Annotated in this window: 21 protein-coding genes; 4 read left to right on the top strand and 17 right to left on the bottom strand. The window is 44.1% G+C overall.

Annotated elements, in window-relative coordinates:
• The first annotated feature begins 124 nt into the window (after positions 1 to 124).
• The 3 genes from RDQ32_RS07090 to RDQ32_RS07080 all read left to right on the top strand — a co-directional run bounded on the left by RDQ32_RS07090 (position 125) and on the right by RDQ32_RS07080 (position 3,055).
• Entirely contained in the window at positions 125 to 1,042 is a 918-nt protein-coding gene (locus RDQ32_RS07090; protein WP_007157971.1) for a carbohydrate ABC transporter permease, read from the top strand.
• Between the two features lie 14 nt (positions 1,043 to 1,056).
• On the top strand, positions 1,057 to 1,884 hold the full coding sequence (locus RDQ32_RS07085; protein WP_304069494.1) for a carbohydrate ABC transporter permease: 828 nt from the start codon (positions 1,057 to 1,059) through the stop codon (positions 1,882 to 1,884).
• A gap of 85 nt (positions 1,885 to 1,969) precedes the next feature.
• Positions 1,970 to 3,055, top strand: coding sequence for a prephenate dehydrogenase (locus tag RDQ32_RS07080; protein ID WP_308579700.1), 1,086 nt, complete (start codon positions 1,970 to 1,972; stop codon positions 3,053 to 3,055).
• On the opposite strand, the gene RDQ32_RS07075 is transcribed toward RDQ32_RS07080, so the two are convergent.
• From RDQ32_RS07075 to holA, 14 genes are all read right to left on the bottom strand, one after another.
• A complete protein-coding gene (locus RDQ32_RS07075) occupies positions 3,052 to 3,339 on the bottom strand; it encodes a TIGR04076 family protein (RefSeq protein ID WP_308579699.1) in 288 nt (95 codons plus the stop codon). The two genes, RDQ32_RS07080 and RDQ32_RS07075, sit on opposite strands and share 4 nt — an antisense overlap.
• A gap of 218 nt (positions 3,340 to 3,557) precedes the next feature.
• The gene (locus RDQ32_RS07070; RefSeq protein ID WP_308579697.1) at positions 3,558 to 5,063 is read right to left on the bottom strand and encodes an AAA family ATPase; all 1,506 of its coding nucleotides are present in this window, start codon (positions 5,061 to 5,063) and stop codon (positions 3,558 to 3,560) included.
• Between the two features lie 32 nt (positions 5,064 to 5,095).
• Complete coding sequence (locus RDQ32_RS07065; RefSeq protein WP_308579695.1) at positions 5,096 to 6,865, bottom strand: VWA-like domain-containing protein; 1,770 nt, start codon at positions 6,863 to 6,865, stop codon at positions 5,096 to 5,098.
• Positions 6,866 to 6,983: 118 nt separating this feature from the next.
• A complete protein-coding gene (locus tag RDQ32_RS07060; protein WP_308579693.1) occupies positions 6,984 to 7,895 on the bottom strand; it encodes a leucine-rich repeat domain-containing protein in 912 nt (303 codons plus the stop codon).
• Positions 7,896 to 8,131: 236 nt separating this feature from the next.
• Positions 8,132 to 8,695 (bottom strand): alkyl hydroperoxide reductase subunit C, encoded by a 564-nt coding sequence (gene ahpC / locus RDQ32_RS07055; protein ID WP_308579692.1) that lies wholly within the window; start codon positions 8,693 to 8,695, stop codon positions 8,132 to 8,134.
• Positions 8,696 to 8,837: 142 nt separating this feature from the next.
• Complete coding sequence (yfbR, locus tag RDQ32_RS07050; protein ID WP_308579691.1) at positions 8,838 to 9,449, bottom strand: 5'-deoxynucleotidase; 612 nt, start codon at positions 9,447 to 9,449, stop codon at positions 8,838 to 8,840.
• Positions 9,450 to 9,598: 149 nt separating this feature from the next.
• Positions 9,599 to 10,279 (bottom strand): zinc ribbon domain-containing protein, encoded by a 681-nt coding sequence (locus RDQ32_RS07045; protein WP_308579690.1) that lies wholly within the window; start codon positions 10,277 to 10,279, stop codon positions 9,599 to 9,601.
• Positions 10,269 to 10,583, bottom strand: a complete 315-nt coding sequence (locus RDQ32_RS07040; protein ID WP_308579688.1) for a hypothetical protein — start codon at positions 10,581 to 10,583, stop codon at positions 10,269 to 10,271. Before RDQ32_RS07040 ends, RDQ32_RS07045 begins: the two co-directional genes overlap by 11 nt.
• A 188-nt stretch (positions 10,584 to 10,771) precedes the next feature.
• Positions 10,772 to 11,467 (bottom strand): Bax inhibitor-1 family protein, encoded by a 696-nt coding sequence (locus tag RDQ32_RS07035; RefSeq protein WP_308579686.1) that lies wholly within the window; start codon positions 11,465 to 11,467, stop codon positions 10,772 to 10,774.
• 70 nt (positions 11,468 to 11,537) lie between these two features.
• Complete coding sequence (locus RDQ32_RS07030) at positions 11,538 to 13,088, bottom strand: HAMP domain-containing sensor histidine kinase (RefSeq protein WP_308579684.1); 1,551 nt, start codon at positions 13,086 to 13,088, stop codon at positions 11,538 to 11,540.
• 9 nt (positions 13,089 to 13,097) lie between these two features.
• On the bottom strand, positions 13,098 to 13,772 hold the full coding sequence (locus RDQ32_RS07025) for a response regulator transcription factor (protein WP_007157985.1): 675 nt from the start codon (positions 13,770 to 13,772) through the stop codon (positions 13,098 to 13,100).
• Between the two features lie 11 nt (positions 13,773 to 13,783).
• Complete coding sequence (locus RDQ32_RS07020; protein ID WP_308579683.1) at positions 13,784 to 15,601, bottom strand: ATP-dependent helicase; 1,818 nt, start codon at positions 15,599 to 15,601, stop codon at positions 13,784 to 13,786.
• Positions 15,602 to 16,318: 717 nt separating this feature from the next.
• The gene (locus tag RDQ32_RS07015) at positions 16,319 to 16,804 is read right to left on the bottom strand and encodes a 3D domain-containing protein (RefSeq protein ID WP_040649514.1); all 486 of its coding nucleotides are present in this window, start codon (positions 16,802 to 16,804) and stop codon (positions 16,319 to 16,321) included.
• A gap of 111 nt (positions 16,805 to 16,915) precedes the next feature.
• The gene (holA, locus tag RDQ32_RS07010) at positions 16,916 to 17,938 is read right to left on the bottom strand and encodes a DNA polymerase III subunit delta (protein ID WP_308579682.1); all 1,023 of its coding nucleotides are present in this window, start codon (positions 17,936 to 17,938) and stop codon (positions 16,916 to 16,918) included.
• Positions 17,939 to 18,002: 64 nt separating this feature from the next.
• Between holA and hemW the strand changes: the two genes are divergently transcribed.
• Positions 18,003 to 19,310, top strand: coding sequence for a radical SAM family heme chaperone HemW (hemW, locus tag RDQ32_RS07005; RefSeq protein ID WP_308579681.1), 1,308 nt, complete (start codon positions 18,003 to 18,005; stop codon positions 19,308 to 19,310).
• A gap of 51 nt (positions 19,311 to 19,361) precedes the next feature.
• Here the strand turns inward: hemW and RDQ32_RS07000 are convergent, their stop codons facing one another.
• From RDQ32_RS07000 to lepA, 3 genes are all read right to left on the bottom strand, one after another.
• Positions 19,362 to 20,624 (bottom strand): sensor domain-containing diguanylate cyclase, encoded by a 1,263-nt coding sequence (locus tag RDQ32_RS07000; protein ID WP_308579679.1) that lies wholly within the window; start codon positions 20,622 to 20,624, stop codon positions 19,362 to 19,364.
• A 109-nt stretch (positions 20,625 to 20,733) separates the two neighbouring features.
• Entirely contained in the window at positions 20,734 to 21,798 is a 1,065-nt protein-coding gene (locus RDQ32_RS06995) for a branched-chain amino acid aminotransferase (RefSeq protein WP_308579701.1), read from the bottom strand.
• A 38-nt stretch (positions 21,799 to 21,836) separates the two neighbouring features.
• Positions 21,837 to 23,651, bottom strand: coding sequence for a translation elongation factor 4 (gene lepA / locus RDQ32_RS06990; RefSeq protein ID WP_304072740.1), 1,815 nt, complete (start codon positions 23,649 to 23,651; stop codon positions 21,837 to 21,839).
• Positions 23,652 to 23,854 lie beyond the last annotated feature (203 nt).

Below are 23,854 nucleotides of genomic sequence, written 5' to 3'. Positions count from 1 at the left end.
TTGCAGAGGCTTGTAAGGCTTTAAAGACGGAAGCTGATGCATTCCTTGCCAAGAATCAATAAGCTTTACTATCCCGGGAGAAAAAGCTTCCGGGATATTTTCTCTTTAGGGTAAAGGAGTAAATATGAAATCAGCGGAGAAATTACAAGGAAAAAAGGCCGGACTATCCTGGAAAGTAAAGGACTGGATTGCAGCTTATATTTTTATTGCCCCGGTCACCATAGGACTTATGGTCTTTTATATTTGGCCCTTCATCCAAAACTTTTGGTTCAGTTTTAACGATGTCAATAAGTTCAATGTGACCCATTTTATCGGCTTGGATAACTATCGCCAGATGCTTTCTGACAAAGAGGTTTTTCAAAGCTTTGGAAACACCCTGAAATATGTGGTGGTGACCGTGCCGGTAGGTCTCTTTCTTTCTCTGGTCATTGCCGCCTTACTGAATGCCAAGATAAAAGGAAAGTCTATTTACCGCACCCTATACTTCCTTCCCTCCGTCACCATGGCGGCGGCTGTTGCCATGGTTTGGAAATGGGTTTTTAACGAGAAAATGGGTATTTTAAATGCTGTAATCACCTCCTTCGGAGGCCCTCGCATCGGCTGGCTAACCAATTCCAAAACCGCTATTTTCGTCATTATGCTGGTAGGACTTTGGATGACTGTAGGTTATAACATGATTATTCTTCTAGCCGGTATGCAGGGAATCTCCAAAACCTATTATGAGGCGGCAGCCATTGACGGAGCAGGTTCCCTGACTCAGTTTTTTAAGATTACCATCCCCTTACTGACCCCCACCATTTTCTTTGTCATGATTACCTCCATTATCAGCGCCTTTCAGGTCTTTGATGTGGTGTATATGATGGTATTGAAATCAAACCCTGCCTATGAATCCACCCAGACTGTGGTGATGCTCTTCTACCGACAGGCCTTTGATTACGGCTATAAGGGCTATGCGGCGGCCATTTCCATCTTGATTTTTGCCGTAATTATGCTGATTACCTTGATACAGTTCTCTGTACAAAAGAAGTGGGTAAATTATTAGAAAGGAGGAAAATGATGAATCAGAAATTTTCTTGGAAAAAGCTCCTTGTTCATTTGGTTTTATTTGCCGGTCTCGGCGTAACCATCTTCCCCTTTCTTTGGATGGTGCTGACCTCCTTTAAGACCAGCGGTGAAGCCATGCAAATACCACCTACCATTTTCCCAAAGAAATTTATTACTGTGGCTTATACCCAGATTGTAAGTTCCCTGCCCTTTGCAAGGATTTACTTTAATACGATTTTATCTACAGTGATTACGGTAGTGGCACAGCTTCTCTTCTGCGCCATGGCAGGCTATGCCTTTGCCAGAATAAAGTTTCCCTTTAAAAATGTCATCTTTATTCTGCTGCTTTCCGTCCTTATGGTACCGGGACAGATCTTCCTGATTCCTCAGTATCTGATTATTCAGAAAATGGGGCTTTTGGATAGTATACCCGCCCTCTTTATTCCGAACCTTTTCAGCGCCTTCGGAACCTTCTTGATGCGGCAATTTTTCCTCTCCCTACCGGAGGAACTGGAAGAAGCGGCCATTATTGACGGTTGCAACCGCTATCAGATTTTCGGGAAAATCATGTTACCCTTGGTGAAACCGGGGCTGGTGACCCTAAGCATTTTCACCTTTAAATTTGCTTGGAATGACTTTATGTGGCCCCTCATTGTAAACACCTCACCCAAAAACATGATTCTGGGGCCTGCCCTCTCCACCTTGCAGGGGCAGTACACCACCCAGTATCCCATGCAGATGGCAGGAGCGGTGATGGCGGTGATTCCCGTCATTTTGATTTTCTTCCTCTTCCAAAAACAGTTTATCGAAGGGGTGGCACAATCAGGAATTAAGGGATAAAAGAGGATTCCTTCCCCTTTCTTTTCTTCTCCGGCATTTTCCTGTATAATTTGGAAATACTGTATGTACTAAGGGGGATTTCGCTATGGAATGGCAAAACTTTACATTAATCGGCTTGGGTTTAATCGGGGGATCCATTGCGAAAGCCATCAAAAAAACCTATCCTAATGCCAAGATTTCTGTACTGGAGAAGGATCAACATTCCGTAGAGATGGCTATTTCGGAAGGAATTATAGAAAAAGGACTGCAAGGTATTGAAGAAATTCCTTCGGATACGGATCTTCTCTTTTTATGCACTCCGGTGGAATGGAACCGAAAATTCTTACGAGAGCTGGCACCTAAGCTTCCTTCTCATACATTACTGACTGATGTAGGCTCCACCAAAAGCTCCATTATGAAAGAGGCGGAAGCTTTAGGACTTTCTTCAAGATTCTGCGGTGGACACCCTATGGCAGGCTCGGAGTCTTCCGGCTACAAAGCCTCCGACTCTCTTCTTTTGGAAAATGCTTATTATCTCCTAACTCCGGGGCAGGGCTTTCCTACAGAGTCTATCGAGAAAATGAAAAGTTTTCTCTCCTCCATTGGCAGCATTCCCTTTGTGATGAGTCCGGAGGAGCATGATAAGGCTGTAGCCTGTGTGAGTCATCTCCCCCACCTGATTGCTGCAAGTCTTGTAAAGCTTCTGAAGGAAGAGGATGAGAAGGGGACCATGAAAAAGCTGGCTGCCGGAGGCTTTAAAGACATTAGCCGTATCGCCTCCTCTTCTCCCATTATGTGGCAGCAAATCTGCCTCAGTAATAAGGAACCGATTCTGCAAATGATTGCCCATTACCAGGATTTACTGGAGGAAATCAAAGCTTCCATAGAAAAAGAAGAGCCCCAGGGTATTGCAGAGCTCTTCCGGGAATCCGGAGAATACCGGAATTCCATGGACAGCTCCGCCCAGGGGCTGATTCATAGCGAATATGCAATTTCTCTTCATGTGCAGGATCATCCGGGAGCCATTTCCATTATTTCCACCATTCTGGCTTCCAATATGGTCAGCATCCGAAATCTCGGCATCAATCATAACCGTGAAAAAGGGGAAGGAGCTCTGCAAATCTCCTTCTATACCGGAGAGGATTGTGAAATGGCGAAGAAACTTCTCCATAAGTACGGCTTTATCTTCTAAAGCTTGGGATTAGCTTCTTCGTCTTCTACAATTTCTGCCTTAAATACCATAATGGTATCTGCATCGGAACAGCAAAACTCTGCTGTTCCTTCTTCTTGTCCGGGAATCTTTCCGCCGTAACGTAATATATCAATATAAGGAAAGGCACAGTGCATGGCCATAGGGCAAATCTCTCCCCGCTCCGTATCAAAATCAAAGGTCTGTCCTACATGGTGTCCTCTATGGCAGCCCATCTTGCCTCTTCTGTCGGTAACCGTTAATTTGATTCTTGGTCTCTTTCCCATAGCGCCCTACTCTTTCTCAACAAAAATGTATATAAAACTGCATCTAAACAGCTTGGTTTATCTTCTTTATATTAAGACAAAGCAAGAAAAAAGGCTAGGAAAAAGCAAAAATTATGTTTATAATTTTATGCAGTGCATTTATCGAATATTCTTATACTATTCCTAAATTCCGGAGAGCCATTAAGGCTAATGATAAAAAATCCGGAAATATTTTCTTCTTACAGCTCCATTTGCGCCCTAAGCTCTTCCTGCAAGGACTTCTTCTGATCCTGCAATAAAAGGTAGTGGTTATACTGTGAATAGGTTTCATTTCCCACCTCGGACAAGAAGGCCAAGGCATACTTACTCTTACTAAGCTCCGATAAGAAGAGCAGCAACTCCTGTCCCTCTCCAAAAACTTCTCCTAAGAAGTGAAGGGCGTTGCTGAGCATCTTCCCGGTTTCTTCCACATCCTTCTTTCTTGCCTCTTCTTTCTCTTGGAAAGCAAACTTCAGAAGCCCGAACTTTTCCTCCTCTGAGGCTTGGCTTTGTTCCTGTAAAAGCTTTAAGGACTCCGACAGGGTGGTAAGCAGATGGGCATAGCGCTTTTCCTGATCTTTGGAAAGCATTTTTGCTTCCTTAGCCCGTTTTCTCTGTTGCTCCAAAGTCCTTTCTTCCTGCCCCAGTACCTGCTCCAAGGGAAGCTCCTGCATTTTCTCCTTCGCCTTCTTTAAGAGACCGAAGATATGCTCCTGTTCTTTTTGTTCCTGCTTGTAACGATAAAATCCATTCTGCAAAGCCTCCACCAAAAGGGATAGCAAGCTGATTTTTTCGTCAAAGGGAGCCTGTACAAAGAGACTGACATCCTTGATTTCTTTTCCTGCCAAAATATCCGGTACATGATAGATTTCTCTGTATTTGCAATACAGGTCATAATAAAGGGCAAAGTCCTTAGCCACCTCTTCATCTGCAAGATATTCCGCCATCAGCTTTTCTTCCAAAGGATAATGAAGCTCCTCGTAGACCTGCATAATTTTGGACAAATCCTCCCAGGCTCTGGCGGTAACAAAGCGTTTTCCGTCTAAATCCTGCTTCACAAAGTAGAAATTTTCCTTCTTGATTTCCAGGTAGGAAAGGATGGCGGAATGAAGCCCTGCATTATAGGCATAGTTTTTAAAGCTGGAAAAATCCTCCTGAATCTCGATTTTTCGCAGTCTGTCCAAGGTTACAATGTCAAAGTCCCGAACGGATTTGTTGTACTCCGTAGGGTTTCCTGCAGTCACCAGCACAAAGCCCTCCGGAACCTGATGCATACCGAAGGTCTTATACTGAAGAAATTGCAGCATGGTAGGCGCCAATGTCTCCGACACCGCATTGATTTCATCCAGAAAGAGGATTCCTTCGGAAATGCCGGTCTTTTCAATTTGTTCATAAACGGAGGCCACAATCTCCGACATGGTATATTCCGTAATGGAAACCTCTCTGTCTCCATACATTTTCTTGGAAATATAAGGTAGTCCGATGGCGGACTGTCTGGTATGGTGGGTAATGGTATAGGAAATCAGATTGATTCCCAGCTCCTCTGCCACCTGCTCCACGATAGCGGTTTTTCCGATTCCCGGAGGTCCCATCAAGAACAAAGGTCTTTGCCGTTCCACCGGAATTTTATAGCAACCGGAGGCATCCTTTTGGTGATAGGCCTTCACCGTCCTTTTGATTTCTTCTTTTGCTTCTTCTATATTCATAAAGTTCTCCTTATAGTCTCTTCGCTTTTTTACTAATCCTTCTCCCTTTGGTACAACTTCATCGCCCAGAAGGGAACATTGTCATCATCAATATCCTCTCCCTTGGGGAAGACAAAGGCGGTAACATAGGGCGGTGCCTCCTTGGGATAACGCCCCTTCCCATCGGTAAAATACATCAGCCCCTTCAAATTCTTCAGTTCTCCCCGTTTCTGTAAATCCGAAACATAGCGGAAAACCGGGCGGAAGTCCGTTCCGTAGCCTCCCTTTACCGCAAAATTTTTGCTGTATTGTTCTAAATCCTCTACATTTTCCAGACATATGTCTTTCCGTAATTCATCATCACATTCCAGGATATGTACCTTTACCTTTTGGAAAAAGGCGTCCTTTTGCTTTAAAATGCCGGCAGTTTCCTCCAAAAAGCCCTTAACCATCTCCCCCTTGGTGGAATGGGAGGTGTCAATGGCAATGACCAGCTCCTGCAACTTTCTGCCTTCTCTATACTCGTTTTCCTCGATAAGGGGCATATTTCCGTACTGCTCTAAACCATAGTAATAATAGCCATAGTCAAAGGAATCCAAGTCTACTTCCATCTCTTCCCTATCCACGGACAGCCTCCGGAGAAAATCTCGAAAATCCGTATATTTCTTCTGTTCCAAACGCAAAAACCAGGCCAGACTCCCCTGTTCTTCTTGTTTTTCTTTAGAGGAATGCTCGATTTCCTGCTCCGTTCGTTTGCTAATATCTTCCCATTCCTTAGAAAGATCATCCCTCTTTTTCTTAGCTTCCCGCTCTTCTCTTTGCCCCTGTCCTGTGGGCTTCCGATTTTCCGCTTTTTTTCTTTCTTCCTGCTTTTTTCCGGAAGAATTCCCACTTTGACTATCCTCTTGCTTGGCTTCCCCTTGGCTGTCTTCTCCCGAGTTTCCCTCTCCCGTGTTTCCTTCGCCTTCGCTTCCCCGGTTTTCGGGTTCTTGATTCCCAGCTTCTTGATTCTTCTCTTCTTTACCTTCTCCATTAGAGGGCGTTCCACTTTGCGGGGAAGCATCTTCTGATGCCTTGCCCTCTCGAGGAGACTTATCCTTATCTTCGGAATTTTCAGCCGAAGTATTATCACCACCGTCCTTTTTCTCCCCCTCTTTCTCTTCCCCGGAAGGGTAGTCATTGGGCGTAAAATCCTCCGGCAAAGGAAGGGGCGCTCCATCGCCATCCCCCTCTCCTTCCTGTCCGGGAGCATCCTCTCTGTCTATGACCTTCCAAAATACATGGTCGTCCTTGTAAAACTCCCGTTCTAAGCGTTCCCAGGCATCATAGTCCAAATCCGCCTCTTCCAAATACTGATAAATTCGCTCCGCACTTAAGGTTTTGATTTTCTCTTCCAGTTTTTGGAAAGTATTCTCCCGATATTCCCTCGCAGGTCTTTTCAGTAAATCCACATCCAAAGAATCCAGCACATACTCCACATGAATATCACAGGCCATGTTCCAAAGTTCTTCCTTCTTATCTTCATTTTTAAACATATGCCGAAAAAGGCAATGGAGCAGGCTATGCATATAAAGACGATTTAACTTCTGTGGGCTTTCCATAAAAAGCTGAAAGATAAACTCGGGATGAAAATGAATCCGCTCCCCCTCTGTTCCCATCCTTTGGGTATTAAAATCCATCTCATAGGGAAGCCTATCCAAAGCCCTGGCCAAGTGCCGCATGGAAAGGCTTAGTTCATAACGAGATTGATTTAAAATCCTGCTGCCAAGGTCATTTAAACTTCCCTGGGCGGTAGGACGTCTTTCTTCCCTTTTTCCCTTCATTTTCCTTCCTTTCCATACACAATTTCACAAGATTACTATATCCACGAGAATTTCAGTCGATTAGTGAACATTATCCCCCATCGTTTCTTCCAAATCATTCTTCCCTAAACTTTTCCTCTTACAAATCCGAAATATCAAAGAACATCTCCTCCTTTTTCTTGGGAAAATGCTTTTCCTGATAAGCTAAAAACAGGGCCGTAAGCTCCGGACGCTCCTGCTTCCACAAGAGAGAAAGAGCCTTCTCACAGGCCTCCTTAGACAAAATTTCCAAAGACAAATAATAACGAATCCACTCCTCTTCTCCCTCTTCCAAGAGAAAGGAAATGGAGAATTCTCCTTCTTCTTTCAAAAAATGAAGATACTCTTCCTTCGCCCAGTCCAGTAACTCCATAGGATATCGGAGTCTGCAAAGGGCAATCAACACCGCCGCCTCTTTGGTATCATAGGTAGCCCTTTGGAAATGTTTATCATAAAGACGAAAATCTATTTGAGAACGACCTACTGTTTGTCTGTAGCTGTAGCCGCAGCCCTCTATCGTATCGTGAATCTGCCTGGCCATGGTATTTTCCCGAACCTTATCCACATATCCGGGAAAAAGCAGGGCACACTCCCCTTTTTCCATCGTCAGATGCAGAAGAATCTGCCTGTCACTGTCCCCTAAGATATCTCTAAGAATCTGAAAACGTCCCTCTCTAAGCAAATGTACATCAATTTCCTGCAGACTTCTGCACTGCCGGAAGCTGCCGTCATAATAATCTTCAATGCTGTCAAAGAGACGAATATGAGAAAGGTGAACACAGTTAAAAAAGGAAAAACTTCTTAGGGTGTGCACCGTCTCCGGAAGCTCCACCGAGCATAAATCCTCCCTGCCGTCAAAGGCATGGCTGCCAATCACCCGAACCGGAAGGATGAGTCCCGCTTCGTTTTCCACCATTTTCGGAATCAGCAAATGACGGATACGTCCCTCATATCCGGTGATTTCCGCATATTTTCCATTCCTATCTTCTTTCTCTTCAAAGAGAAATCCCATACTTTCCCCTTATTCCCTATATTTCTACACTATATTTCTACACTATATTTCTACACTATATTTCAGAAGATTTATAATCTCACCCTACATTTTATAATCTTCCCCTACATGAAGAAGTCCATAACAAACGAGATATATCACACTGGGCGTAGGATACTCCTTAAGAATAAAAAATCCCATTCGCAGAATTCTAACACAGAATTGCGAATGGGAAAATCTCTTGATTCAATTCTTTATTAAATCTTTCCAACTAAGTCAATTCCGGGCTTTAAGGTCTTTTCTCCCGGTGTCCATCTTGCAGGGCAAACTTCATTGCCATGCTCAGCTACAAACTGGCAGGCCTGAACCTTACGAAGAAGCTCATCCGCATTTCTTCCGATATTTCCGGCACTTACTTCATAGGTTACAATCTTTCCTTCCGGATTCACGATGAAGCTTCCTCTTTCTGCAAGGCTTCCGTTCTCCGGAAATACTTCAAAGGCCTTGGAAAGGCTATGGCTGGGATCGGAGAGCATCGGAAAGCTTAATTTTCCAATCTTGGAAGATGCATCGTGCCAAGCCTTATGCACGAAATGGGTATCGGTAGATACGGAATAGATTTCACAGCCAATCTTCTGAAACTCCGCATACTTGTTCTGCAAATCTTCCAGCTCTGTAGGACAAACAAAGCTAAAATCCGCGGGATAGAAAAAGAATACAGACCACTTTCCTAAAATGTCCTTCTTCTCCACAGTGCAAAAGCTGTCCTTGTGGTAAGCGTTAACGGAAAAATCCTCCACTTCCCTGTTCAATAATGACATACTACCTCCTTTTTCTATAAGCTGTTACCGCTTATGGGTAACAGAAGTTTTAAAACAATAATTATTATCATTATTCTATAGGAGTATTCTATCATTGTCAATGCAAAAATATAGCCGACTTTTTATTTTTGCTGTTGCTCTTTTATTTTTGCAAAATAGATTTCGTAAGTTCATCCAGCGTCTTTCCGTAGGCCGGTAAAAACTCCTCCATAAAAATACGAAGCTCCGGAAGCTCTTTCGCCAGATTTTCTATGATCTTTTCTGTGGATTGTAAAGCTGTGGAAAATTCCTGATTGCCGGCTCTGATTTCCTCCCTACACTTAATTAAGGCGGAAAGCTTATCCGCCGCCTTTAAGGGCCTATTTTCATAGACGGCATTCTCCTCCTCAGCCGGAAAGAACAGTTCCCTGTACGCCCCCTGCATATCCTTAGGCAAAGCCAGAAGTAATTGCTCCTCCGCCTCCTTTTCCACTTCTTTATAGGCAGCACGAAGAGCTTCCTTTCCATATTTTACGGGAGTGGGCATATCTCCGGTGAGGATTTCGGAGGCATCATGATACAAGGCTCTCAAGGCTAATTTTTCCGGAGAAAGCTTCTTTCCCAGGCGAAGATTTCCTATGGTCGCCAAGGCATGGCTTAAAATTGCCACCTCCAGGCAATGCTCGGAAAGATTCTCTTCCCTGGCATTTCGCATCAAAGCCCAGCGGTCAATGTATTTCATTCGGGAAAGCAGGGCAAAAAAGGAATAAATCAAGTTGTTCTCCTTTCTTAGTTCCTTCAATTATTCAGAAACTTTTCTTCTTTCATAATTCCTTCGATTATTCAGAAGCTTTTCTTCTTTCATTGTTCCTTCAATTATTCAGAAGCTTTTCTTCCTTTCTGTCCATCTTCATTTTCCGAAAATCAATAAAAAGGCAAAAAGCAGAGTAATAATAAAGCAAAATGTAAAACCAGAAAGAAGGAAAATTGGTTCTTCTCATTTTCCTTCAGAAGGAAGTAAATGGTAGCCGGGGGACAAAGATAAAATAAGCTCCTGTACCCTTCTCCCAGCGCCTTCCCCTTCTCCTCTTTCCAACGCTTGGCAATGCTTCCTTCCAAAAAATACGCCAAGGCCATGGAAGAAAGGCAGTAGACGAAAAGAATCGTTATCTGCCAGGGTAGAAATCCTGTGGAAGAAAAGAGAAGGCGAAAGATTACCGCCGCAAGGGGCGGACAAATGCTTAACAACAGGCATAAAAATTCCTGATCCGGAGCACTTGGCTTTTCCTCCCTCCCCTTTTTGGAAAAGAGAAGAATTTCTCTTTTTTCTGAAGGATTCTTCTTGTCCAAGGAATCTTCCCTATACTCCTTATTTTCCTTCTGCTCCTCGGAATTTTGCGAAGACTTTGCCTCTTCCGCCCAAAGCTTTAAAAGCTCCTCCGGAATCTTCCTGCCACAGCCTTTGCAGACCTTGTCCCCCTTCTTTAGCTCCGTATAGCAATATCCGCAAACCTTTTTCGGCGTAATCCGAATGACGGGAGTCTTGCAATAGGGGCATACTGTAGCCGAATCTTCGATTTCCTTTTGACAATGCTTACACTTCATGAAACACTTCCTCTTCATAGGCATAGGGAAGAATTCTCTTCTTCCATTCCGCTTCTTCCAGTTCCTCAATTCTTCTTTGGAGGGAAAAATAACGTTCCTGTCGACCTTCTTCCTCCCACCAAATCCGAAAGACTTCCCCATCCGATTCCTGATGCTTTAAAAGCATCTCCTGCATCAAAACGCTAAGTTCCCTTTGCAGCTCTTCTATTTGCAGACTCTCTATCTGCGTGTCCTCTCTTCGGAGATTTTCTTCTTGCGAGTCTTCTCTTTCCAGGCCTTCTCTTTGCAACGCATCTTCTTTCATTTGATTCTCTTTTCGTTTACTGTGCCTTTTTCCTCGTAAAACACAATACTTTCTTTGCGAGAAAAAAGGAAGACCAACATCCCTGTCTTCCTTTTCCTTGTTAAATTCCTTTAAAAATTCTGAACTTATTACGAATACGAAATATCCTTATCCTGTTCGCTTACTTACAGCTCTTTCGCTTCTTAATATTATCTTCTTCTCCCCATCAAACGAAGGATACGGACAAAGAGGTTAAAAATATCCATATACAGCTGTAATGCGGTATAGCAAGCATAGCTTGGGAGAGATGGATACTGCTGCCCTCTTGCCCAGTCATACCCTACATATAAGGAGAAAATAAAAATACCAATCAGTAAAAGGAAATTTGGTATAAAAAGACCTAAGGCAACGCAAGTAAGTTCAGCGATTACCAAACCAATCAGGGAAATAAAGAGTACTTTCCCCAAGGAAAGGAAAGCATCCGGCATAAAGACTGCCGCCACTGTCATGGTTAATACCACTACAAAGGTTAAAATTGCCGCAATAAAAATCAAGTATACCGGGTATAATAGAAGGGTAAAAGAAAGGGACGCCCCAAAAGCAAGCACTATTATAGTATAGCTAATAAAAGAAAGAATATAGTTTTCTCTTTTTCCAATAACTCCTCCAAATAGACATATAGCAAAGAAGCCTACAGTAAAAGCCACAGGATGTACAGAATAAATCTGAGGCATAATATATGGCAGCTTCATGCATATAAAGGCGGTTAGTGCCAGACCATAGAGCAGATGCACACCAATCAGTACATTGTACTGTCTTCTGGAAAGCTCACGCTGATAAACAGGTAGCTCTTCCTGCTGCCAGTTCTGCATATTATCATTTTCATAATTGTTCATATTCTCCATGAAGTCCTCCTTTCAGAATCTTCTATAGTATAGCATAGAAATACTATTTTGCATCATAATTTCAAAGAAATTAAGTTTTTCCCATCTCTCCCTTTTCCAAAGTAAACCAAAAGTCCACTCCGGTTAAAGTATTTTTACAGCCACATTCCTGATGATGGCTGTCCATAATGGCCTTTACAATGCTAAGCCCCAGGCCGGAGCCGCCGTAGGAACGGGAATGGGCCTTATCCACCTTGTAAAATTTCTCAAAGACTCTGGGTAAATCCTCTTCAGGAATGGGATTTCCGGTATTTCGTACATGGATTTCCACCGTCTTTTGTCCCCGATTTTCCGTATAAACGCTGATTTGCTTCGGCTCTCCCACATGGTGAATGGCGTTTTGCAGATAATTCATCAAGACTTCTTCCACCTTGAACTCATCTCCCCAAAGGAAAAGCCCATCCGGAATATCCACCTCTACGGAAATTCCTTCCTGTTTCAAAAGAATCTCCATGGTGCTGAGTACCCCCTTGGTAAGCTTGGCCATATCCAGAAGACTGAAATCCGGTAAATCCTTTCCCTGCTCCATGGCGGAAAGACTCATCAATTCCTTTACCATGTGGTTCATTCGCTTCGCCTCATCCACAATCACGGAGGAATAATAGGCTCTGCTTTCCTCATCTTCACAAAGTCCCTCTCCCAGTCCCTCCGCATAGCCCATAATCAGGGCAATAGGGGTCTTTAGCTCATGGGAAACATTGGCCACAAATTCCTGTCGTTTCTGATCAATCAGATTTTTGTTTTCTATATCACTTTGCAGTTCATTGTTGGCTTTTTTTAAATCTCCTATGGTATCCTCCAGCCTTTGAGAAAGGCTGTTCATGGACTCTCCCAAAACCTCGATTTCCTCCAGATTGCTCCCCTGAAAACGGGCGGTGAAATCCAGTTGGCTCATCTTTTGGGAAAGTTTTGCCAGCTCCTTTAAAGGTCTTGTCACTCTTCGTCCGGTAAAATACACCGCCAAGGTACCGAAGAACAGAATACTGCCTCCTAAAAATAAGAGAAGATAATTAAAGAAGGATACCGCTTCCCTTAAGCTGGCCAGGGGCATGGACATCATAAAGGAGGTACTGTTGTTGGAAAAATATCCCCAGGCCTCAAGGTACCCTGTCTCCTTGTTTTCCCCCTTGGTTTTCACAATGGAAAAATTATCCCCCTTATTCAAAATCTTTTGGGTATCTCCATCCGCCTTCCCAAAAATATACGAATAAAGCCTGCGAATCAAAGACTGGGGATTGGCAGAGGAGGTATACACCCCGTCGCTACTGTCATCCATCACGATAATGGAGATATTTTCCTTCTCCGTTAAAAAGCGAACATATTTGCTGGCGGCAGTTTCCTTCCCTTCCTGACTTTCCGCTTCCGTAGGAAAGTCCTTGGAAAAGCCCTCTCCCTGCTGCAAAATCCGATCCAGCTCCATATAAGCCTTCTCCAGCACATGCACCTTTCTTTTTTCATAAAGGCTTTCCAGAAAAAAGCTGTTTCCCACCAGAAGAAGAATCAAAAGCATGGAAAACACAAAGGCAAAAAGCAGGGTAAAGCGCCTTTGCAAACTGTTTCGTTTTCGACATTTTTCAGCCAAGATACCCTCCTATTCCACCTCGAATTTATAGCCCATGCCCCAAACCGTCTTGATATACTCTCCCTTGTCCATTAACTTGGCACGAAGCTTTTTCACATGGGTATCAATGGTTCTGGCATCTCCAAAGTAATCGTAATTCCAAACGTTGTTAAGAATTTTTTCTCTGGACAAGGCAATACCCTTATTTTCCACAAAATACTGCAAAAGCTCATATTCCTTAAAGCTAAGCTCTATAGGCTTTCCGTCCACCGTAACGCTGTGGGCCGCCTCATCAATCACGATGCCTCCCACCTCCAAAAGCTCTTCCTTCTGCACCCCGGAACGGCGAAGTAAAGCTTCCACTCTCGCCACCAGAATCTTCGGGGAGAAGGGCTTGGAAATGTATTCATCCGCCCCGTAATCAAAGCCCTTTAACTCATCATTTTCCTCGGAACGGGCAGTCAGCATAATCACCGGTACCTTGGAATGCTCACGAATGGTCTTTAAGGCGGTCCAACCGTCCATCTTAGGCATCATCACGTCTAAAATAATCAGGGCAATGCTTTTCTCCTTGAAAAATAAATCAATGGCTTCCTCTCCGTTTCCGGCCAAAAGCACTTCGTAGTCCTTCATTTTCAGAAAGTCCTTCAGCAATTTCTGCATTCTTTCTTCATCATCCACCACTAAAATCTTAATCTTTTCCATTTCGCCCCTTCCTACCCTCCTAAAAGCTCCGGAATAAAGCGGGAGGGTTTTACCTTTTTACTGTATCGTTCTTTTGTGACATAGATGTGAATTTTCTTTCTGGCTCTGGTCAATGCCACATAAAAGCTTCTTCTTTCTTCTTCCAGTTCTTCTTGGGTTTTGGCTCTTCCATCCGGAATAATCCCCTCGATGCAGTCCGGCAAGAAGACCTCATCAAACTCCAGTCCCTTTGCCCCGTGGTAGGTCATAATCCGAACCCCTTCCCCGCTTTCTTCCTTCTGCCTTTGCAGGCAGTCCGCATTGAATTTCTCCACAAAACGGAAAAAGGCTTCCACCCCCTCTGTCTGCTCCGCCATGGCCGTAAGCTCCTCCAAAAGACTTTGTAATTCCTCAAAGTCCCGATTTTTCTTCTTGGCAAAGCTTTCCAGATACTGCTCATAGCCCATATCTTTTCGGATAAAAAGGATTCTTTCCTGTACCGGCAGCTCCTGCATTTTCTGAAGCTGAGCTTCCAAAAGGAGCAGGGCTCTTTCCTCTTTTCTTCCTCTGTAAGCCTTTTTCAAATCTGAAAAGGGGCTTTCCTCCCTTTGGATTTTCTCCCGAAGCAAGCCCCGATAGGGTTTATTCAGGATTTGCAGAAGCTCTCCCCTGCTTTCAATATTCATGCTCAGGCGAAGATAGGCCAGAATATCCTTTCCCACAAAGTGCTGAAAGACATTTTGCACCTCTTCCGTAAGGCTATAGGGAATGCCTCGCTCCATAAAGAGAGGCAGTAAGGCGGGAATTTGCTTTCTGCTTCTGCATAGAATAGCCATCTCTTCCAAAGGACAGCCCTCTTCCTTCGCTTCTTCAATATGCCGGAGTAAAAGTCTTGCTTCTTCCTTTCCGGTGGCCAAGGCATAGTACTTGGCCTTCCCCCCGCTTCCCTGCCTGCCCTGTAGCTTCTTTTGAAAACGCTCCTTATTCTTTCCGATAAGCCTCTTGCTTAACTCCACGATTTCCCTATAGGAACGGAAATTATCACTTAAAAATATCCTTTCACAGTTCGGATAGTCCCTGGTAAAGGAGAGAAGAATACCGGGACTGGCTCCCCGAAAGCCGTAAATGCTTTGATCCTCATCCCCCACCACAAAGAGGGCATTGGGAGATTTTGCCAAGGCCTTGATAATCTCATACTGTACCAGAGAAAGGTCTTGGAATTCATCCACCAAAATATGGGAAAAACGACTCTGCCAGGCCTTAGCCAGGTCTCCTTTTTCCATCAGTATGCGGAGCACCTCTAAAAGCAGATCCTCAAAATCCAGCTTTCCCCTCTTCTTCCTGCTCTCTTCATAAAAATGATACAGGGCAAGAAAATCCTCCTGCTTCTCCTTTTGCAGGTAGGCAATTCTCTCCCTTTCCCCTATAGATTTAAAATAGGAAATCCGGGCAATCAGGCTGGGAAGCAGCTCCTGCACTTCCTCCCGAAGAATCCCCTTTTCCAAATAATATTGGGAAAGCCAATCCATTTTCTCATAAAGGTTCACAAGATCTTCTTTTTTGTATCCAAGGTCTTCTCGAAGGAGGGAAAAGCAAAGGGCATGAATGGTGGAAAATCTCGGTCTCCCTGCCCTAATCCCCATTTTCCGGAAAAAGCGTTCTTCCATCTCCTTACTGGAAGCTCTGGTAAAGGAGAGAAGCAGGATTTTTTCCGCCGGAACTCCCCTTTCCAAAAGGGTGCAAAGACGCTCCGTAAGCACGGTGGTTTTCCCGGAACCCGGCCCCGCCACCACCAGGGCCTTCTCCGCCCCTGTCTCTATTGCCTGTCTTTGCTCCCGGGTAAATTCCATGAATACCTGCCTGCTCCTTTCCCAATGTTTTTTCTTCTTTTTATCATTCATCTTTTTATAAAAGAATTATAGGCGATTGAGGGAGGGGCTTCAATCTATTCTTATTCTACTTCTGATTTTACCTTCTTAAGGATTCACTATATCTTTGATTGGATTTTATAATGCGTAATATTTTGAATTATTTCTTAATATAAGACAATGTTTTCAGTGCCTTTAATTGCAATATTTTGAATCATCTTGCACTAATATACGGATGATTTGTTGTTAGCTTGTACTAATTGATTTTTGCTACTGCTATTGTTACCATAATTGTAAATGTGATTGCTAAATTTGAAAGGGTTTAAAATGAACAGCAAAAACTATCCTTCGTATCTAAGACATACTTGGAGATATTTCATTCTGCTTATTGTTTTAATCTTCCAAGCCTTCGCTCCGGATTTAAATACTTTTCCAAAAGAAAACATCCTTTTTCCTATATTTTTTTATAAGTTGCTAAATGCATTTTCATTCCCCCTGATACTTATCTTGTCAGGAACTATTGTTTGCGATTATTATCATTCCTTAACACTTGAAAAAAATCAGGGCTAATTTTTATGAAATCACAAACATTAGAGGAAAAAGCGTAAAAAAGACCGATAAATCCGGCTAACGCCAGTTTATCGGTCTTTTTTTACGCATTTTTTTTGGGGGGTATAGGACAAAAATAAATTCAAAATCTTACTGCTTGGGAACCGCCACGAACACTTCCTCGTAAACTCTTCCCTTCTGGGTAAGGGCTCTGGCTTCCGCCATGGTGTCAAAGTAAATATCCACCATCTTTCCCTTTACACCGGAACCAATGTCTTCCACGGTATACACGGTATCACCGATAAAAATCTTGGTTCCCAATGGCAGTACCGTTAAGTCTGCCGCAATGGTATGCTTCGCTTGGGTTTTTGCTCCGGAATAGGTCATTCCGTCTCCGCTGTATCCTACCAGCTGGAACTTTCCAAGGGATGCACCCTTTGTATAGTTTGCACTTTCTGCTGTTCCCTGGCTGATTTCATTGGCAAGTCCTTCAGGGATATCTGTAAATTCAATAACATCTTCTTTGGCTACAGGGGGCGCTCCCACTTCTTCCGCCCTTCCCACGATGGAAAAGGAAGAAAGTAACATCAGGCTACTCAAGGAAAAAACGATTCCTTTTTTGATTTGTTTAAGCATAAAAATCCTCCTTGCTTTTTGCATTCTAGCACAGAGGAATTCTGTTTTTCTTTCATTTCTCTTACAAAATCGCAAAAAAATCGGTTTTTTATGCTTTTTTAGTGATTTTCTCTAAAGATTCTCTGCCTGGTTGGCTAGAAGCAGCTCCAGGGCAAGACTGTCAGAGATTCTCCCCTTCCTGTTTTCCTCCTCCAAGCGAAGAAGGCTATGAAAAAGGCTTTGCAGTCCGGATTGGGTATAGGTTCTGGCCTGGGCGATATATTTTCGAACCCTCCAGGAATCCATGGAAAGCCGCGTTTCCATTTCTCTCTCCCGAAGCCCTTCTGTCAAATATTCTCTAACCACTAGAAGCTTTTCCACATTTTTTCGAATTAGATTTTGAATTTTCGCCGGCTTTTCCTCCAAGCGCAGAAGGTCTCCGTAATATTGAAAGACCTTTTCCTGATCCCCCCGGCCTAAGGCCTCGATCAAATCAAAAACTCTGTCCTCCGGCAGCTTCTCCACCACCGCTTCCACCGCCTCTTGGGTAATTTCTTCCCCATCTCCGATATAGTCCACGCAGTTCTTACAGGCATTCACAATGCGATACAGGCTGCTGCCGCTTCTGGATAGGAGGAGTCCAAGGACATTTTCCCGAATCTTCTTTCCTTCCTTTTTCAACTGCTGCAAAGCAAAACGCTGGAGAAAGGCCTGATCCTGCTCCATACAGGCAAGGCAGAGTCCTCTCTCCTTCACCACCTTATAGAGACTGCTTCGTTTGTCTACTTTTTCTTCAATAAAGAGCAGCACCGTTTCTTTGGGGCTGTTTTTCAAATACTGAATAAAATCTTCCGAAAGCTTTTTTCTACCGGTGCATTTTCCCTCAAAAACCATAAGTCGGTAGGGAGCAAAAAAGGGCAGGGTTTCCACCGCGGAAATCAGTTCATCCGTAGAGGGAAGCTCCTCCACCACCATAGAGTTGATACCTTCATTTTCCGAAAAAGCTTGAAAAAAGGCTTTCTTATAATAGGACAGCAAATAATCCTCCTCCCCATAGAGGAGATAAAGGGGCAGAAAATTCTTTTCTTTCAGATGTTCCTGAATCTTCTTCTGAGCCTCCAGAAACTCTTCTCTTTCGCCTTTTTTATATCCCAAACTGTCCTCCTTGCCGAAAAAAATGCTCTGTGCTAAAGTGGAGAAAACATTGAAAGGAATCTCCATGGAAAAGTACCGTACTCTGCTGGAATCATTTGAAAAACGAGGAAAAAAACCTCTTGCATTATATCTACATATCCCCTTCTGTGCAAGAAAATGTGCCTACTGCGATTTTCTCTCCTTTCCTTCCAAGGAGGAACAAAAAATCGCCTACATGGCAAAGCTTCGGGAAGAATTGGAGTGGCGAAGCAAGGATTTTCAAAAGGGGCAGTATGAGGTCCTATCCCTCTTTATCGGCGGAGGCACTCCCAGCGCCGTACCTTACGAAGAAATCGAAAAGACCATGGAAGTCATCCGAAACTGCTACCCCATCTATTCCGATTGGGAAGCCAGCATTGAGTGTAACCCGGAATCCGCAAGCAAGGAGGCTTTGGAGGCTTATCAGCGTTCCGGCATTAACCGTCTCTCCTTCGGTTTACAAAGTACCCAGGAGGAGGAGCTTCGTTTTCTGGGACGGGAGCATCAGTTCTCCACCTTTCTTACCGCTTATCAGGAAGCCAGAAAGCTGGGCTTTAAAAACATCAGCATTGATTTAATGAACGGGATTCCTTTGCAGACTCCCGAAAGCTATAAAAGAACCTTGAAAAACATCAGCCTCCTAAAGCCGGAGCACCTTTCCATTTACAACCTAATCATCGAAAAAGGAACCCGCTTTTATGCCTTAGCCAAAGAAGGAAAGCTGCCCATCCCCTCCGAAGAGGAGCTTTTGGAAATGGATGCCCTTACGAAGGAATGGACCGGTAAGATGGGGATGTCTCCCTATGAAGTCAGTAATTATGCCAAGGAGGGCTTTTTTTCCGTGCATAACTACGGCTACTGGTCCAATGTTCCCTACCTGGGCTTTGGTATTCATTCCTCTTCTTATTTTCAGCATAAGCGGTGGAAAAATACAAATAAGCTCCCCCTATACCTCTCTTTACCCTTTTTAGAAAAAGGAGATTCTTTCGCTGTCGAGTCGGGGCAAAGGCCTGTTGAAAAAAGCCTTGACGAGACTTCTCTCTCTTCTGCATTTCCATATTCGCAAAAGCAAAAAAGCCGTCCCTCCATTGAGGAACAGCTTTGTGAAGACCTGCAAGTCTTAACGAAAGAAGAGGAAATGGAGGAGTTCTTCTACCTTGGCTTACGAAGAACCGCCGGCGTTTCCGAAATTGACTTTGTGAAACGCTTTTCCATCGATATGCATAAGATTTTCGGTGCTGTGCTGGAAAAGCAATGTAGGGAAGGCTACCTGCTACATGACAATGCCCACTATCGTTTTACCGAAGTGGGCATGAATCTTTCCAATGTTTTGCTGGCGGAATTTTTACTTTAAAAACTTTCCGGAGGCTGTCTGCAAAAATTGCAGAGCTTACGGAGATATTATTTAACGATCCCGGTAAATATCATTTTCCTCATCATACATCATGGCCTGATTTCTACCATGATACTTTGCGTCATAAAGCGCCCGATCTGCCCGCTTTACCACCTCTTCCGCGTCTTCATCACTTTCATGGAAGCCGGAATAACCGATGGAAACGGTCATATTCAGCTCTTCCTCTCCGTGCTTAATCGGATGGCTTGCCACTGCTTCACAGATTTTATTACAAACCTTTTCCGCATAAATATCGTTTAAATCATACAGAACGCAGAGGAACTCATCTCCTCCCCAGCGAATCACATCGTCGGAGGAACGTACCGTTTCCTGAATCACCTTCACCAGGTGCTGTAGACATTGGTCTCCAAAGCTGTGGCCGTAGCGGTCATTGTAGCTCTTGAAATAATCCACATCCATCATCAAAATCTTGGCATTGACTCCTATGGTCTTATAACGGTTATAGCTATGCTCCAGGATCCGCTTTCCGGCCTTTCTGCTTTTGGCTTCGGTAAGCTCGTCCATGGCATTTTCCTCTGAAAGCTCCTGAATTCTGGAAACATACTTCCGTCTGGAACGGTAAAACAGCACCAGATTCAAAGACACAATCACAAAGGTGAAAATACCGCCTAAAAAGAACAGAATTCGATAGTTAATCTTCTGTATGGTTTTATCCATGAAATGGACATCCTTCTTAATATCCTCCACATCCAAATCCATGGAAATAACCCAGTCATAGGGCTTATAAAGCTTAGAGTAGATGATTTTTTCATCCACCTCTTCTCCCGCCTCATTACGGAAAACGATCTTGGTAAAAACCTGTCCATCCCGTAGAATTCCATCTAATTCTTCCTTATTATGAAAAATTCCGGAAAGCTTCTCGTTGGTGGAAAGGTATTTCCCCTCCATGCTCTTGTCTCTGGGGTGCATCAGGGTGACTGCATAATTGTCTCCCCCTTCATAGTTCAAGACCTTTTTCACCCAGATATAACTGTTTTCCCCATAATAATGCTGGTCAATACTTTGTCGGAAAAGCTTTTCCGCCTGCTCTTTCGGCAAAGCATCATGCAGATCATCCAAATCCTGCACCAAGTTATCTACCGTTTGCTGGATATATGCCTTTTTCTGATCCAGGGTGATTCCCACCATGGATCTCCGGTAAGAGGTCCGGATATAGACCAAAAGCAAAAACAAAAACAGAATAGCCTGTGTAGAAGCTATCACAATTAAAAACGCAACTGAGCCTATTCCCTTTTCTTCTTCTTTTTTATTCATCTTCTTCCTTTAGTTTTTCTCTGTAGAAAGGGCAGAATAAGCTCCTGTACTTTCCCTGATTTTTCGGATAATATCCTTTCCCCGGCACTTCCCTGTGCAGGGCTTTTCCTTACTGAATATGGCGAATCCAACCCTCCGGGGCTTCCATTTCTCCATCCTGTATCGCAATAAGGGTTCTATATAACTCATCCATAATTTTTCCGGGCTTCTCCATACCGCTGGGGAAGCAAATTTCTTCCTCATGATTCTGAATTTTACCTACCGGAGAAATCACCGCTGCGGTACCGCAAAGTCCGCACTCCTTAAAGCTTTTCAGTTCCTCCAAACGGACAGCTCTCTCCTCCACCGGAATGTGAAGAATATGCTCTGCCACGTAGATTAAAGATTTTCTGGTAATGGAAGGTAGAATAGAATCGGACTTCGGTACCACCAAACGATCCTTTTCATCTACGAAAAGCACATTGGCACCACCGGTTTCTTCCACAAACTCCCGCTTTCCCGCATCCAGATAAAGATTTTCCGTAAATCCCTTTTCCACCGCAATTTCATGGGAATGTAAGCTCATAGCATAGTTTAATCCTGCCTTAATGGCTCCGGTTCCATGGGGAGCCGCCCGGTCAAAATCGGAAATCATCAGTGCGATAGGTACCGCTCCTCCCTTAAAATAAGGGCCAACAGGAGTGGTAAAAATACGGAAGGTATATTCATCCGCAGGCTTTACCCCGATGACGATGCCGGAGGCAAATTCATAGGGACGGATATACAGAGTCGCTCCGGATCCAAAGGGAGGAACCCAGTCCGCGTTGGCTTTTACGGTTTCATCCAAGGCCTCTAAGAAACGATCCCGGGGAAATCCCGGCATCTCCAGAAATTCAGCGGAATGAAACATTCTTTCCGCATTCATATCCGGACGGAAGCAGACGATGGAGCCATCCTTCCAGCGATAGGCCTTTAAGCCTTCAAACACCTGCTGGCAATACTGCAGAATTCCTGCGGACTCATTGAGCACCACGTTACTGTCTTCGCTAAGACAGCCTGCATCCCAAGCCCCCTCCTTCCAATAGGAAATGTAACGCTTATCGGTTTTATGATATGCGAACCCAATGTTTGCGTAATCCAAGTTCTTTGCCATCTTCTTACTCCTCCTATTATTCTCGTCTACTTTTCTTACTATTATTAATATTGTTTCAAAATGAATGGAAAAAATGCCGTCTAGTCCTCATCCAGCTTTAGCACGGACATGAAAGCGCTTTGGGGAATTTCCACGTTACCGAACTGTCGCATACGCTTCTTTCCTTCCTTCTGCTTCTCCAAAAGCTTCTTCTTTCGGGAAATATCTCCGCCGTAGCACTTAGCCAAAACGTCCTTACGAAGGGCTTTCACAGTTTCTCTTGCCACCACATGACCGCCGATTGCCGCCTGAATGGGAATCTCAAAAAGCTGTCTGGGGATTTCATTCTTCAGCTTCTCACACATTTTCTTTCCTCTTTCGTAGGCAGAGCCTGCGTGGACAATGAAGGAAAGGGCATCAATCTGCTGCTTGTTCACCAAAATATCCAGCTTCACCATCTTACCTTCCTGATAGCCCTTTAATTCATAGTCGAAGCTTGCATAGCCCCGGCTCCTGGATTTTAGTGCATCAAAGAAGTCATAGATAATCTCGTTTAAGGGTAAATCATACTTCAAAACCGCTCTGGTTTGATCAATGTATTCCGTACTCTTATAGATGCCTCTTCGCTCCTGACAAAGAGTCATAATGGCGCCCACAAATTCCGAGGTCACCATAATTTCCGCCTCCACAATGGGCTCTTCCATATGGGCAATCTCCGCCGGATCCGGAAGATTGGAAGGATTGGTCAGCTCCATCATGGAGCCGTCCGTCTTATACACATGGTAAATAACGGAGGGCGCCGTGGTTACCAGATCCAAGTCGTACTCTCTTTCCAATCTTTCCTGTACCACATCCAGATGCAGTAAGCCTAAAAATCCGCAGCGAAAGCCGAAGCCCAAAGCCGCAGAGGTTTCCGCCTCATAATTCAGTGCCGCGTCATTTAATTGCAGCTTTTCCAAAGCATCCCGAAGATCCGGATATTTCTGGCTGTCGGAGGGATAGATTCCGCAGTATACCATGGACTGCACCTTCTTATAACCGGGAAGGGCTTCCTTCGCAGGCTTATCCACAGTGGTGACCGTATCACCCACCCTGGCATCCCGGATATTTTTAATGGATGCGGTAATATAGCCTACCATACCGGGAGTCAATTCCTCCCCGGGGATAAACTGTCCCGGCGCAAAGGTTCCCACCTCTGTTACGGTAAATTCCGCACCGGTGGCCATGAAACGAATATTGCTGCCCTTTTTAACGCTACCTTCCTTAATTCTGCAGAAAATGATAACTCCCTTATAGCTGTCATATAAGGAGTCAAAAACCAAGGCCTGCAAGGGATTCTCAATAGAACCGCCGGGAGGAGGAAGACGCTTTACCACCGCTTCCAATACCTCTTTCACATTCAAACCGGTTTTCGCGGAAATTCGGGGAGCATCCAGGGCTTCAAGCCCGATAACGTCCTCAATTTCATGGGCTACCAGATCCGGATCCGCAGAGGGCAGGTCTACTTTATTGATGACCGGAATAATTTCCAGATTATGATCTAAGGCCAAATAGGTATTGGCCAAAGTCTGGGCTTGAATTCCCTGTGTGGCATCCACCACCAAAATAGCACCGTCACAGGCCGCCAATGCACGGCTTACCTCATAGTTAAAGTCCACGTGTCCGGGAGTATCGATAAGATTGAAGATGTATTCTTCCCCATCCTCCGCCTTATACACAATACGAACGGTCTGGGATTTGATGGTGATTCCTCGTTCCCGCTCAATGTCCATATTGTCCAGAACCTGAGACTGCATCTCTCTTTCCGTCAAGGTGCCCGTCATTTCAATGATACGATCCGCCAAAGTGGATTTTCCGTGATCGATATGGGCGATAATACAAAAATTGCGAATTCGCTCTTGCTTAATTTTTTCCATTCTGTCTCCTATAAAGAAGGAATAGGGGGGGCCTTTCCTAAATCTAAGGCATATCCCCCATAAAACTCATCTTTCATGCAATAGAATCATTCGGAACTATACCATAAGAAGGAAGATTTTTCCACAAAATGCTATTGCTGTATTTCCCTTCAAAAATGAAAAAGTAAATTCTACTCATCTATTCCCCAGTAGATTTTACTTCT

Origin of the sequence: uncultured Oribacterium sp. (assembly GCF_902481605.1) — a bacterium.
Classification (GTDB): Bacteria; Bacillota; Clostridia; order Lachnospirales; family Lachnospiraceae; genus Oribacterium; species Oribacterium sinus.
This window is presented reverse-complemented; position numbering and strand designations above follow the sequence as displayed.